This window comes from Paenibacillus lactis (genome assembly GCF_017873605.1).
Taxonomy (GTDB): Bacteria; Bacillota; Bacilli; order Paenibacillales; family Paenibacillaceae; genus Paenibacillus_AQ; species Paenibacillus_AQ lactis.
This window is the reverse complement of the sequence record NZ_JAGGKI010000003.1, coordinates 468261-480746: the sequence shown is the minus strand read 5'-3', so window position 1 is coordinate 480746 and position 12486 is coordinate 468261. Positions and strand designations below refer to the sequence as shown.

Sequence of the window (12486 nt, the reverse complement as noted above, 5' to 3'; positions counted from 1 at the left end):
ATTGGCCAGTAACACACCGAATTTAGGACTGTTGAAAAAAGACCCGATGACGGATGGCAACGAGACATTCAACATCGAGACGATGCTGAACGAGAACTGGGACAAGATTGATACTGCCGTCGGTCAGGTACGGGAGGGTTTGGAAAATGTGAATGTCGACATTCCGGACGCATCTCTGACGGAGAAGGGGATCGTGCAGCTGTCGAGTGCCACCAACGGCACGCGGGAGAATGTGGCTGCGACGGAGAAGGCGGTGAAGGCGGCGTATGACGAGGCGCTCGCGGGAAAGCAGCTTGGAGTTGAGCAGAAAGCGAATGTGGTTGCCGCGCTCAATTCCATCGGCGTCTCGGCATCCACGAGTGAAACATGGGCGCAGTTGGTAGCTAAGATGGCAGGAGTCATTCGAGCGACAGGGAATGCGAATCCAGCCGATGTTCTGGCTGGAAAGACATTTAGTAATGCAAGTGGGAATGGATTGACGGGGACAATGCCGAATCGAGGGGCAGGGGGGAGTGTAATCCCCGGAACGATTAACCAAACAAAGGCAGAAGGATATTATTCATCGGCAATTACGATTTTAGGAGATCCGAATCTCATCCCAGGAAATATTCGCGCAGGCGTTAATATTTTCGGGATAAATGGTGAGCTAGTTGAGGGCAAAAGGACTTTTTCAGTTTCGGGTGTACAAGTGGTTTCGAGTGGACCAGTTGTATACGATGTAGGATTTCGACCAGGTGTATTAATGTATTTACATAAATACGAAGATATACCAGGTAAAATTTCAAATCTTACAAGGGTGGTGGGATTCTATATGCCAAATGGATCATTTTACACTGCTTCAGGCCCTTCCTCTGTAGGAGTTTCAGAATTTTTCGGTAATAGTGTCTCCATATATATGAGTGCTACTCAACCCGGAATTCGAGAGAATACCTATGATATTTTAGTGTACGAAAGATAATACTTACAGATCAAAACCAACGAAAGGAGCCCCCATGCTAACCCAACACATCACGGATGCACTAGCATCCCGACTAAACAGCTCCTTCCCCGGCATCCCCCTGATTTCCAGGGAGGATGCCGTTCCTATACCAGAACCACCTTACTTCCAAACTGAGCTGGCGCTAGCCGAATTCGAGCCGATATCGCAACGACGATATGCGGCTCGTTTTCGTTTCCGCATCTTTTATAAGCCTGCGGCGGGGCAGCCCGTGGCGGGGATCATGGACGAGATGCTGGAGAGCTTGACGGAGCTCGAAGTGGAAGGCCGACCATGCCGGGCGGCGGCGGTCGCATGGGAGCGGCCGGAGAGGGAAGGAGCTGCGGCGGAAGAAGGATACTTCCGCGCAGAGTATGTTATTCAGGTATCTTCGGATTCAGCCGAATCCGTTCCAAAGATGCAAACCTTACAACAAGGAGGCGGTTTGAAATGAGCAAGAAACAGGCAACACCGGCGTTTACGAAACACCAGCTGGTACAGTCCCAGCAATTCAGCAACCGGGAGAAGGATGTGCTGAACGCCATACTGGCAGAAGAGACGACGTACACGGTCCAGCAAGCGAAAGAACAGCTTACCACATTTTTGAAAAAGGAGGTCATTTAAATGGCCGGAGGAACATGGACAACACCTAACAAAGTAAGACCTGGGGTATACACCCAAATCACATCGCAGGAGCAGCCGATCGGACGCGTCGGCGAACGTGGGATCGCCGCGCTGGGACTCTCGCTTCCATGGGGAGAGCCGCATAAGCTCCTCGCCATCAACCCAGGCAGCAATCTGCTGGAGGTATTGGGCTACGATATCACATCCCCTCAGCTGCTGCTGGTAAAAGAAACGCTCAAGCGGGCAGGAACGCTTCTGCTGTACCGCCTGAACAGCGGCGTTCAAGCTGCAGGAGCCGTAGCAGGGCTTAGCGTGACCGCTCGGCATGGCGGGGAGCGCGGCAACGATATCCGCATCGTGATCGAGAACGCGGTCGATGATGCGGGCAAGTTCGTCGTCAGCACCCTGCTGAGCGGCAAAGCCGTGGACAAGCAGCTCGTTACGAACGCCGAGGAACTGCAGCCGAATCTGTATGTAACCTTCGCGCCGGATACCGGCGATTTGGCCGCAACGGCAGGATTTGCACTGACAGGCGGCGCGAACGGGACCGTGACGAACCAAGATCATGTCGATTTTCTGGCTGCGCTTGAGGTTCAAGACTTCCAGACGGTGGGGTTGGCTTCGGACGACGCTACCCTCAAATCGCTGTATACGGCGTTCATCAAGCGCTTGCGCGAGCAGGAAGGCAAGAAGGTGCAGGCCGTGCTTCCGGATTATCCGGCGGCGGATTACGAAGGCATTATCAGCGTGAAAAACGGCGTTGTCCTCACCGACGGCACCATCGTGGACAAGATTAAGGCGGTTGCCTGGGTGACGGGCGCCACGGCTGCTGCAGCCGTTAATGAGTCTCTGACGTATGCGGCTTATGATGAAGCGGTTGATACCGATATTCGTCTGAGCCATACGGAAATTGAAGAAGCTTTGACGAAGGGCGAATTCCTGTTCAGCTACAGCGGCGGTAAAGCCGTGGTAGAGCAGGACATTAACAGCTTTACGTCGATCGAGCCGGCCAAGGCGCGCCATTTTTCCAAAAACCGGGTGGTCCGCGTTCTGGACGGCATTGCGAACGATCTGAAGCTGATCTTCGAGCAATCCTACATCGGCAAAGTCGACAACAATGTGGACGGCCGAACGCTGTTCTGGGCAGAGTGCGCTGCGTATTTCGCTTCCCTGCAGAATATCGGGGCGATTCAGAACTTCAACGCGAATGAGGATATTGTGGTGACGCCAGGTACCGAGGGTGACGTGCTGTTCGTCGATATCAAGGTTCAACCGGTCGATGCAATTGAAAAAGTATACATGAAAGTGAAGGTGGTCTAAGATGGCATTTTTACGTGCAAGCGATACGATTTCGGGACAAGAGGGCAAGGCATTCGTCAAGATTGGCGACCGTATGGAGGAAATGTTTTATATCAAAACGCTGGAAGCTACGGTGGAGAAAGAGAAGGCTGAGCTGAAAACGATGGGCCAGCGCGCCGTCCAGCATAAGGCGATCGGCTGGAAGGGCAGCGGCACGATGACCATCTATTATGTCACCTCGCTGTTCCGCGAGCTGATGATGGAATATATCCAGACCGGACAGGACGCTTATTTCATGATCGAGGTCCGCAACGAGGATCCGGGCTCGTCCACCGGACGGCAGACGGTCATCCTGGAGGGGGTCAACCTCGACAGCGTCATCATGGCTTCCCTGGATACCGAAGCGGAGGCGCTGGAGGAAGAAGTGGCGTTTACGTTTGAGAACGTGCGGATCGAAACCCCGTTCAACCCATTGGCCTAATACGAACAAACAAGAGGAGGAAGGAAAATGAGCGATTTTAGCATGTTTTTTGCAGGTCAGTCGCCTGCGGAGATCACGGAGGAATTCGTGGTCTCCATTCGTTTCAAGGATGCGGAGGGCAAGCCCGTTCCGTGGAAGCTGCGCAGCATTACGGAGGAGGAGAACCAGGAGTGCCGCCGTGCCGCCACCCGCAAGGTGAAGGGCAAGAACGGCGTGTATACGCCGGAGATCGATCCCAATGACTACATGGCGAAGCTGATGGTGACGAGCGTCATTTACCCGGATTTGAAAAACAGCGAGCTCCAAAAATCGTACGGCGTGCTTGGCGCGGAGTCCCTGCTGCGCAAAATGCTGCTACCGGGCGAGTTTGCGGCGCTCGGGGAGCGCGTGCAGGCCCTTAACGGCTTTGACCGCGATATGAACGAGCTGGTGGATGAAGTAAAAAACTAATCAACGAGGGCGACGGCGACGCGAACTATGCGTACTACGCCCTCCACGAACTGCACATTCTTCCTCATGAGCTCATGGCGATGACGGTCCGGGAACGGGCCGCCATCTATGCCATGATCTCGATGCGGGTGGAGAAGGAGAAGAGGGAGCGGATCCGGAAGCGAAGATAGATTTTAGAAGAAGGGGGTGAGGGAATGGCGAGTGTGGGAAACCCTGCATTTTTTCTTAATCCAGCCCTAATCAGCCGAGTTACGGGACTTGTAAACGGTATGAATCAGGCTTTTAATCAGGTGAATAGTGCGATCACCGCTTCGACGAGCGCTATGCAGAATTTGAACAACCAAATTGTTAACGGTGCCCAGCAGGCAAGCCAGCTGAGCCAAGTAATGAATTCGATGAAAAAAGCGTATTCCCATATGCAGTTCGTAGTAGAGACCGTGATTGTTCCAGCGGCGGAAGATCAGGCGCTTAAGGATCTTTTCAAGATCAGGGTCGGCAATCCCGAGATCGGTACGGCGATGTTTGAAACATTCAAAAAGGATGCTCTATCTGCCGGTTTGGACGTCAAAGAATCATTGAATAATGCATTAACGTTCATGTCCATGACCAAAAATTCAGATCAGATTTCAGAGCTGAATAACTTTGCGGCAAGGCTTAGCAAGCTGTCTCCCGGGGAAAGCAGCTCAACAGACGCAGCATCGGCCATTATGAGCGCCATGCGGGGAGATACCGATGCATTGGCTGAACAATTTTTAATCCCTGAAGTCCACATGGATTCTTTCAAAAATGAGATTGAAGCGTCAAAAGGAAATTTTGACGCATTTCTCGTTTCCATGGATCAACTGCTCCAGAAAGCGGGAATGACCCAAGAAGGGTTGAACACTATGATGGATTCACCGGTAAATCAATGGCAGGCGCTGCTTGGGAACGTGAACAATTCATTTTCTCAGATGGGGACAGGTGCTCTGGAGTCGCTCTCCCCAATTCTTGATATGCTGAATGCGGCATTTGCATCAGGAAGTTTTGAGCCTTTTATTTTGATCATTTCGATGGGGCTGACCTTAATAGCACAGCTATTTTTATGGGTAGCTCAGATCGTGCCGCCGGCATGGGAATTCCTGAAGAATGCCATCTCATCCGTCGGATTTGTACTCTATCCGTTAATAGCTGGGATTTTATTATTGCTCAGCATTTTTACAATTGGAAAAGTCTTGACTACCGTATATTCGACGGTCGTTAATATCCTGTCTACAGCCTTTAAAGGTTTATGGGCCGTAATGAACGCGAATCCAATCATGCGGATTATTTCGTTGATTATTGGCATTGTCACGGTTATTTTGACTTTAATGTCGGCTTCGCAAGGCGTTAAACAAGCGTTTAGCAATGCTTTCGGATTTATTGTCGACTTGGCTCAGAATACGGTGAATACCGTTATCAAAATTATCAATGGCATCTTAAACTCGGTTAACAAAGTTACCGGGTTCTTCGCGAATCTGCTTGGGGTAGAAGCTAAAAAAATCGAATTAATTGAATTTCAGGCTGATTATTCTGGCTTTAAAGAAGCCGGTCAGGATGCCATCGAGGAATTCTCCATGGATAACCTCAAGAAGAAATTCATGCCGGAGCTTGATATGGGGCCAAGTTACGAGGACCTCCTCAAACAAAACAACGCCGGCAAAACCGGCTACGACGTCGCTTATCCTAAAGCTGCGCCGGCTCCAGCCATGCCCGCCACGCCTATGCCCGCGATGCCTGCCATGCCGGCGGCACCGGTGCCGGTTGCCCCTGCGGGTGGCAGCATTGATTCCATCGGCCAGGTGAACAACACGGTTGATGTAGCGAGCGAGGATCTCAAAGTGATGCGCGATTTGGCCGAAGTGAACGCGATCAGCAACATGATCACGTTAACGCCGACCGTGCAGATGACGACAGGGGATATTAATTCCGGCGCAGATCTCGATACGATTATGTCCCGAATTAACCGGACGCTGGAGGAGCAGTTCGTATCCAGCGCGGAGGGGGTGTATCTGTAGCATGAGCGATTATGGGCTGTTTCTGAGTTTTAATAATCAACAGGAAGTATTCCGCTTTCCGGTCAATCCGGAACGGATCGAGGTCAAGGACGGCAGCGAGGGGAAATCCTACACCGTGGCCGGACTTGGCGAGATCAACGCGATCCTGTATCCGAAGCTGACCGAAATATCGTTTGAAAGCTTTTTTCCGGGACGAACGTATCCTTTCGTCAATACAAGCAAGGACAAGCTGAAGCTCCCCATCGATTATGTAAACACCATCAAGGGATGGATGGAGAGCCGAAGACCAGTGCGATTTGTCATGACGGGTCTGGTCCCCGATCCGCTCAGCGGTACGGACAGCGGGAATGTGGTACGGGCGATGAAATCCTTCGGCATCAACATGGCGGCCTCCATCGAGAGCTTCAGCTGGAACACGATGTCCGGTTCGCCGGAGGATATAGAATTTTCGATCACCCTCAAGCGCTATGTATTCTATGGCGCCCGCAAGGTTGTGCCGGCCAAGGACAGCAAGGCGGCCGCGGTGAAGACCAAGGAGCGTCCGGATGACCGGAAGAAGCCGAACTCGTATACCGTAGCTAAGGGGGACACGCTCTGGAGCATCGCCCAAAAGCTGCTCGGCAGCGGCTCCCGCCATACCGAAATCCAAAAGCTGAACGGCATCAAGGATCATGAGGTCCGAAAGCTCGCCGTCAGCCGGGTGTTGAAAATCCCTTAAAGGAGGTGACGGCATGATCGAGCTGATGATAGACCGGAAGAACGGAAGCGTGTGGGATCTCGGGCAGGTCGTCACCGACATCACATGGAAGACAAGCCGTCAGGCGAAGCCGGCCAGTCTGGATATTCGCTTCGTGAACGACGGTTTGGCGCAGAGCCAGCAATTCCAGATTGAGAACGGCGACATCGTCCGGTTCCGCAAGGATGATAAGGACTTGTTTTACGGTTATGTTTTCTCCAAAGAGTGGGGCATGGATGCCGAGGTGAAGCTCATGGCCTACGACCAGCTGCGCTACCTGTCCAGCAACGACACCTACCGGTTTACGAACGCCAAGGTGGAGGACATTATCCGCAAGATCGCCAAGGACTTCAATCTGAAGACAGGGACGCTGGCCGATACGGGACATGTCATTCCGGCGATGCTGGAGGCCGACAAGAAGCTGATCGATATTATCTGCAAAGCGCTGGATGCGACGCTGATGGCAACCAAGCAGTACTATATGTTTTACGACGAGTTCGGAAAGCTGACGCTCAAGAACATCAAGGACATGCTGCTGATGCTGGCCGTTGGGGAAGACAGCCTGATGACGGATTTTTCCTATAAAAAGAGCATCGACAACGAGACGTACAATCGAATTAAGGTGGTTCGCGATAACAAGCAGACCGGGAAGCGGGACGTCTACCTCTATCAGCACGGAGAGAACATCGCCCAGTGGGGCCTTCTCCAGCTGTACGAGGTTGCCGATGAGAACATGAATCCGGCGCAGCTGAAGCAGCTTGCCCAAAATTTACTGGAGCTGAAGAACAGGGAGCTGCAGACGCTCTCCATCGAGGCGATCGGCGATCTGCGCGTCCGGGCAGGGAACACGATTTACGTCAATCTCCCCGGCGAAGGCTTGAAGCCTTATCTCATCGATGAGTGCTCGCACAAGTTCTCGGACGGAACGCATACGATGTCGCTGAATATGAAGGTGGTGTAAGTCATGATGCTGGATATTATCAAAAAAGCGAGCCTGAGCGCCGTGGGAAGCACGAATCCCGTAGCGGTGCTGTATGGCACGGTAACATCGGTGAATCCTCTGGAGGTGAACGTGGATCAGCGTTTCAGCCTGACGGAGGATTTTTTAGTGATCGGAGAGTCCATGACGGAGTACAAACTGAATATTGACGGTCAGGAAGTATTGATCCGCAAAGGGCTTGAGATCGGGGATACGGTGCTGCTGCTCCGTTACCAGGGCGGACAGACGTATCTTGTGCTGGATCGGCTGGTGAAGCCGTCATGATTCCGCAGGGAGGCACGATTCAACCGGATACCGAAGTGGTGGAGAGTCTGGACCAGCCGAGCTTGACCTACCGATTGAACCTGGAAGAGGGGACGTTGTCCGGTCAAATTGATGGACTGGAGGCGATCAAGCAGGCCGTTGCCAAGGTGCTCCAAACCCGCCGCTTCGAGCACCTGATCTACAGCAGCGACTACGGCCATGAGCTATATGATGTCATCGGGCGTGACCCGCTGTGGGCGTATGCCGAGATTGAGCGCCATATCAAGGAAGCGCTGCTTCAGGACGACCGGATTCTGTCGGTCGACGACATGAATATTTCTTTTGCCGGGGAGACGGCAATGGCGGAATTTACGGTCCGAACTGTGTATGGGTCGTTTGCGATGACGAAGGAGGTGAGGGAGGATGTATGAGGATCAGACCTATGAAGCGATCCTGGAACGGATGCTGGGCCGGGTGCCGGATGGACTGGACAAAAGAGAGGGAAGCATTATCTTCGATGCGCTTGCCCCAGCCGCCGCGGAGCTTGCGCAAGCTTACATTGAGCTGAGCTCCTCCATGAACTTCAAGTTTGCTGCCACGGCTTCCGGTGAGTTTTTGGACCGGAGCATCGCCTGGTCGGGACTGACGCGTAAGCAGGCCACGAAAGCGCGGCTGCGCGGACGTTTTATAGGAGAACAAAATTTACCGGCGGAGGTTCCGATAGGGAGCCGTTTTTCGCTGGATGCGTTAAACTACACGGTCATCGACCGGCTGGACGCGGGCGAATATATGCTGGAATGCGAAACGGTCGGCAAAGAGGGCAATCGGCGGTTTGGCACGCTGCTGCCGCTTGAGTATATCGAAGGCTTGGTGAAGGCGGAGCTGCTCGAATTGCTGGCGCCTGGGGAAGATACCGAGTCCGATGAGGCGTTGTATGATCGTTACCGGGAAAAAATCTCCCGACCCGTCACCAGCGCGAATCGAAATCAATATGAGCTGTGGGCGCGGGAGCAGGCCGGCGTTGGCAAAGCTAAAGCCTTTCCGCTATGGGACGGGCCGGGAACGGTCAAAGTCGTTCTGCTGGACAATGAGATGAGATCGCCCGCGCCATCTATTGTAGAAGCTGTGCAGCAGTACATCGATCCCACGATGGACGGGATGGGCGAGGGAGCTGCTCCAGTCGGATCCGTTGTGACGGTGACCGGGGCGGTTGAAGTACCTGTCAACATTGAAGTGCAGGTTACACTCCTGGATGGTGCGGGCTTGGACGGCGTCCAGCAAGCGATTGAGCAGGGCGTTCGGCAGTATTTGAAGGACCTCGCCATGACGGATCCACTGGTCCGGTATAACCGGATTGCCAACGTCATCCTGGATATTCCCGAAGTGATCGACTACGAGGTGCTGACCGTCAATGGAGGGACCGAGAGCGTCTTGATTGAACCGGAAGCGGTCGCCGTACTGGGGACGGTGACGGTGCGATGAGCAAGGCAGAGGTCTGGATGGGATATCTCCCGTCCTTTTATCACGGCATCCGGGACATGAAAGCCATCGCCAATGCGGAAGGAGCTGAGCTGGACAAGCTGGATGAGAGTCTGGTGGATCTGATCGATCAGTACTATCCGGAGACCGCGACCTGGGCGCTGTCCCGGTATGAGCAGGACCTGAGCATCCCGGTGAGCCCGTCCAAGCCGCTCGAGCAGCGGCGCTCGGTCGTCATTTCGAAGATGCGGGGAAGCGGCAAGGTGTCCGCTAGCATGCTCAAAAATGTCGCCCAAGCCTACGAGCGGGGCAGCATCGAGGTTTCTGTTCAGCCGGCCGAGTACAAGGTGACGATTCATTTCAGGGATACCCTCGGCATTCCGCCGAATCTGAGTGATCTTCAATCGGCGATTGAAGCGATCAAGCCCGCGCACATGGCCGTCGACTATGCGCTGCGTTACCTTACGATCGCCGAGGTGGAGGGCATGACGGTGGAGCAGTTATCGGCTACGACGCAAGACAGATTGTTGGGAGGAGGAGCATAAATGACGAATCCGGTAACACCGAATATCGGGTTGAACAAAATCGATCGGACGTCGCCGGCAACGACGTATTTCGATCTGGAGAAATATATCGACCAGAACGCGGACACGGTCGACCGCTTTGCCGGCGAAGCGAGCCAGGCCATCGAGGCGCTGCAGCAACGCCTGGACACCGAGGCGCGCCGGGAGGTCGTCCTGCAGCCGGGGCTGCAGATCGTGAACGCGGAGCGAAGCGCGCCCTTTTCGCTGAGCGGGATTAAGGGGCGGACGTTGGTGAATTTGTTGGGGCGGGATGGTAATTGCGAAAGTATCGACGGATGGTTGGAAAATACGTCGACTATAGCCTTAGATTCAGACAACAAAGTATACGGTTCTAATAGTCTTAAAGTGACTGTTGCTAGTGGGGGGAACGGTCAGGGGACAGTATGGCGACAAATAACGTCCCTTATAGATAAAACTAAATACTATGTTGCCATAGTAGATGTAAAATCGGATGCTGGCGGAAGAATTATTATTGAAATGGGTGGCGGTAAAAGTAATATCGACGGAAATCCAATTACGAATAAAGAAGAGTTTTCCCCTTCCTTTGTACGCTTAAAACCATCTGATCTGGAAGGTGCAGATTACATTGTATTACATGGGCTTATTAAAAGGTCGGTAGGCGATATAGCTTACTTTGATGGATTTCGTATTTACGAAGTTACACAATCAGAGTATGATTTGATCGGCACGATGACAGCTTCCCAAATAGCCGCGAAATATCCGTATGTGGACAGCATTCAGCCTGTGCGAAATCCGTATGCGATCCGTTACGGGGAGAATCTGCTTCCGCCGTTTTACGAATGGTTTGATTCCCCAATGGGTGGAAAGTACGAATACTCAACAACCGATAACACATTATCATTTGTTGGAGAAGCCGACAAGTCTCATTACAAATATTTAGATGTTCCATTAATGAGAAACGCTGTTTATCGATTAAGTGCTGAGCATAACGGCTATCTTTCAGTTACGGATCCTATTCGTAATACCATACTGGTTCCTAATACTTCTGAACAATTCAAAACGTTTAATTCTGGTGAGACGGAAGTCGCGAGAATTTATTTATCAAATGTTAGTGATGTTGGGCAGGCAGGCAAGTTCACATTTAAAAATCCGATGCTCACGCTCGGCTCCACGCCCAAACCATTCAAACCACGAGAAGACCTCATACTTGCACTGCAAACGGAATTATACGCTGATCCGCTGACAGGTGCGAAAGCTGACGAGATATTTGAGAAGGACGGGAAATACTTCAAACTGGCGAGGTGGAAAAGGGTTGACTTGGATGGCGAATTACCATATGAACTATGGGGGGCTGGCCTTGGCTTTAAGTGGATTAATGCATTGTTGCCAAGCCATTCTGCTGCAGATGGTTCTGGTTTATTGACCAAGTTTCAAGGCAAAATCATAAAGGAGACAGATTACTTTACCGTCAGCAGTATGGCTGATAATTTAAATCTTGGGTCTTCAGGATCCAATGGGGTTATTGATAACTTTCAAATTTCGATCTCAAATGCAGACAGCGGATGGGGTGACAACTACACGCCGACAACATATGAAATTAAGGCGTATTTTATGGGGTACAAAATGTATCCTGCTGGCGGAAGCGGTAGCGATATTTACACGGGTACGGGAACTAAGGCGTGGGTGTATCGAACGCCTTCAGGTTTAGACGGCTGGCAGGATGTTGGAACTACACTACCATCAATTCCTGCTCCCACGAACGTATATTGGCAGCCGTACAAACTCATATACCAACTCGAAACACCTACAGTCGAGCCGATTGTATTCGAAGGCATGCTGACGTTAAGTGAAGGCACCAATCAGGTCGAAGTAGGGACGGAGATTGTGGTTCGAGAGAGTGTAAAACCTTACAATGAGGTCAGGGATACAGGGAATAGAAAGTACAACATAAATAACGGATCGTGGCCTGTTCCAGAGAGTCATTTTACAAAAAAAGCTTATAGGGTACTGGCAGTATACCGAGAGGGTAAGTATGATCCCAGATGGGTTAAGTATTCATACTCAACTACATCACTAGGAGCTATGGCCCAGTTGCTGAATGTTCAGCAAGACGATGAGAAATATGCATATTCTGCGACATATCTGACGCTCGATAACTCCCCTGTCGTTCCTATCATCGGATCATACTCTGTCAATGAAAAGGCCATCATGAAGGACTTAACCGATACAGTGCAGCAGAATACATCCGCTGTGTCCGTACTAATTAATAAGAAGTTGGATAATGATATACCGGGATGGATTACGCCGACGTTATTGAATGGATGGGAACAATACGATTCAACATCTTATCTCGTTGGTTTCAAAAAGATAGGGAAGATTGTGATTTTAACAGGAACGATAAAGAATGGGGTTAGCGGCCACATTTGTGTTTTACCGGAAGGTTATCGTCCCCAAAAAATAGTTTCTGGGTTGGCAATATCTCGTAACGAAAACCAGTCATCAGCTGCTTCTAATGCCATCGAGGTTAGAAATGATGGAAGAGTTTATATAGGGATAGGTGATCAAGCATTAAATGCTGCGCTACAATTTACTGTTATTTTCGAAGCAGAACAATAAAGGA

At 51.6% G+C, this 12486-nt stretch carries 14 protein-coding genes; all 14 read left to right on the top strand.

Going from position 1 to position 12486, the window contains the following annotated elements:
- The first annotated feature begins 1 nt into the window (after window position 1).
- The 14 genes from J2Z18_RS07870 (at window position 2) to J2Z18_RS07805 (ending at window position 12482) form a co-directional block, all read left to right on the top strand.
- On the top strand, window positions 2–958 hold the full coding sequence (locus tag J2Z18_RS07870) for a phage tail protein (RefSeq protein ID WP_245255884.1): 957 nt from the start codon (window positions 2–4) through the stop codon (window positions 956–958).
- 34 nt (window positions 959–992) lie between these two features.
- Window positions 993–1430 (top strand): phage tail terminator family protein, encoded by a 438-nt coding sequence (locus J2Z18_RS07865; protein WP_210094529.1) that lies wholly within the window; start codon window positions 993–995, stop codon window positions 1428–1430.
- Window positions 1427–1600, top strand: a complete 174-nt coding sequence (locus J2Z18_RS07860) for a hypothetical protein (RefSeq protein WP_210094528.1) — start codon at window positions 1427–1429, stop codon at window positions 1598–1600. The genes J2Z18_RS07865 and J2Z18_RS07860 overlap by 4 nt, the downstream gene beginning before the upstream one ends.
- Window positions 1601–2920, top strand: coding sequence for a phage tail sheath family protein (locus tag J2Z18_RS07855; RefSeq protein WP_099478488.1), 1320 nt, complete (start codon window positions 1601–1603; stop codon window positions 2918–2920). It abuts the gene before it with no gap.
- A gap of 1 nt (window position 2921) precedes the next feature.
- Window positions 2922–3380: a phage tail tube protein gene (locus tag J2Z18_RS07850; protein WP_007132058.1), complete on the top strand. Its 459-nt coding sequence runs from the start codon at window positions 2922–2924 to the stop codon at window positions 3378–3380.
- A gap of 27 nt (window positions 3381–3407) precedes the next feature.
- Entirely contained in the window at window positions 3408–3830 is a 423-nt protein-coding gene (locus tag J2Z18_RS07845) for a phage tail assembly chaperone (protein ID WP_007132059.1), read from the top strand.
- Between the two features lie 194 nt (window positions 3831–4024).
- Window positions 4025–5863, top strand: a complete 1839-nt coding sequence (locus J2Z18_RS07840; RefSeq protein WP_210094527.1) for a phage tail family protein — start codon at window positions 4025–4027, stop codon at window positions 5861–5863.
- A 1-nt stretch (window position 5864) separates the two neighbouring features.
- A complete protein-coding gene (locus tag J2Z18_RS07835; protein ID WP_210094526.1) occupies window positions 5865–6581 on the top strand; it encodes a LysM peptidoglycan-binding domain-containing protein in 717 nt (238 codons plus the stop codon).
- Window positions 6582–6594: 13 nt separating this feature from the next.
- Window positions 6595–7560, top strand: a complete 966-nt coding sequence (locus J2Z18_RS07830) for an XkdQ/YqbQ family protein (protein ID WP_210094525.1) — start codon at window positions 6595–6597, stop codon at window positions 7558–7560.
- Between the two features lie 6 nt (window positions 7561–7566).
- Window positions 7567–7863, top strand: coding sequence for a DUF2577 domain-containing protein (locus J2Z18_RS07825; RefSeq protein ID WP_210094590.1), 297 nt, complete (start codon window positions 7567–7569; stop codon window positions 7861–7863).
- On the top strand, window positions 7860–8273 hold the full coding sequence (locus J2Z18_RS07820; protein ID WP_210094524.1) for a DUF2634 domain-containing protein: 414 nt from the start codon (window positions 7860–7862) through the stop codon (window positions 8271–8273). The genes J2Z18_RS07825 and J2Z18_RS07820 overlap by 4 nt, the downstream gene beginning before the upstream one ends.
- Window positions 8266–9324 carry a baseplate J/gp47 family protein gene (locus J2Z18_RS07815; RefSeq protein WP_210094523.1) on the top strand — a complete coding sequence of 353 codons (1059 nt, stop codon included), beginning with the start codon at window positions 8266–8268 and terminating at the stop codon, window positions 9322–9324. The genes J2Z18_RS07820 and J2Z18_RS07815 overlap by 8 nt, the downstream gene beginning before the upstream one ends.
- Entirely contained in the window at window positions 9321–9866 is a 546-nt protein-coding gene (locus J2Z18_RS07810; protein WP_210094522.1) for a YmfQ family protein, read from the top strand. The genes J2Z18_RS07815 and J2Z18_RS07810 overlap by 4 nt, the downstream gene beginning before the upstream one ends.
- Complete coding sequence (locus J2Z18_RS07805) at window positions 9867–12482, top strand: hypothetical protein (RefSeq protein ID WP_210094521.1); 2616 nt, start codon at window positions 9867–9869, stop codon at window positions 12480–12482.
- Window positions 12483–12486: the final 4 nt, after the last annotated feature.

Bases quoted from the DNA above. Each gene is read 5' to 3' on its own strand.
- J2Z18_RS07865 (WP_210094529.1), top strand. From the start codon at position 993: ATGCTAACCCAACACATCACGGATGCACTAGCATCCCGACTAAACAGC.
- J2Z18_RS07860 (WP_210094528.1), top strand. From the start codon at position 1,427: ATGAGCAAGAAACAGGCAACACCGGCGTTTACGAAACACCAGCTGGTA.
- J2Z18_RS07855 (WP_099478488.1), top strand. From the start codon at position 1,601: ATGGCCGGAGGAACATGGACAACACCTAACAAAGTAAGACCTGGGGTA.
- J2Z18_RS07850 (WP_007132058.1), top strand. From the start codon at position 2,922: ATGGCATTTTTACGTGCAAGCGATACGATTTCGGGACAAGAGGGCAAG.
- J2Z18_RS07845 (WP_007132059.1), top strand. From the start codon at position 3,408: ATGAGCGATTTTAGCATGTTTTTTGCAGGTCAGTCGCCTGCGGAGATC.
- J2Z18_RS07840 (WP_210094527.1), top strand. From the start codon at position 4,025: ATGGCGAGTGTGGGAAACCCTGCATTTTTTCTTAATCCAGCCCTAATC.
- J2Z18_RS07835 (WP_210094526.1), top strand. From the start codon at position 5,865: ATGAGCGATTATGGGCTGTTTCTGAGTTTTAATAATCAACAGGAAGTA.
- J2Z18_RS07830 (WP_210094525.1), top strand. From the start codon at position 6,595: ATGATCGAGCTGATGATAGACCGGAAGAACGGAAGCGTGTGGGATCTC.
- J2Z18_RS07825 (WP_210094590.1), top strand. From the start codon at position 7,567: ATGCTGGATATTATCAAAAAAGCGAGCCTGAGCGCCGTGGGAAGCACG.
- J2Z18_RS07820 (WP_210094524.1), top strand. From the start codon at position 7,860: ATGATTCCGCAGGGAGGCACGATTCAACCGGATACCGAAGTGGTGGAG.
- J2Z18_RS07815 (WP_210094523.1), top strand. From the start codon at position 8,266: ATGTATGAGGATCAGACCTATGAAGCGATCCTGGAACGGATGCTGGGC.
- J2Z18_RS07810 (WP_210094522.1), top strand. From the start codon at position 9,321: ATGAGCAAGGCAGAGGTCTGGATGGGATATCTCCCGTCCTTTTATCAC.
- J2Z18_RS07805 (WP_210094521.1), top strand. From the start codon at position 9,867: ATGACGAATCCGGTAACACCGAATATCGGGTTGAACAAAATCGATCGG.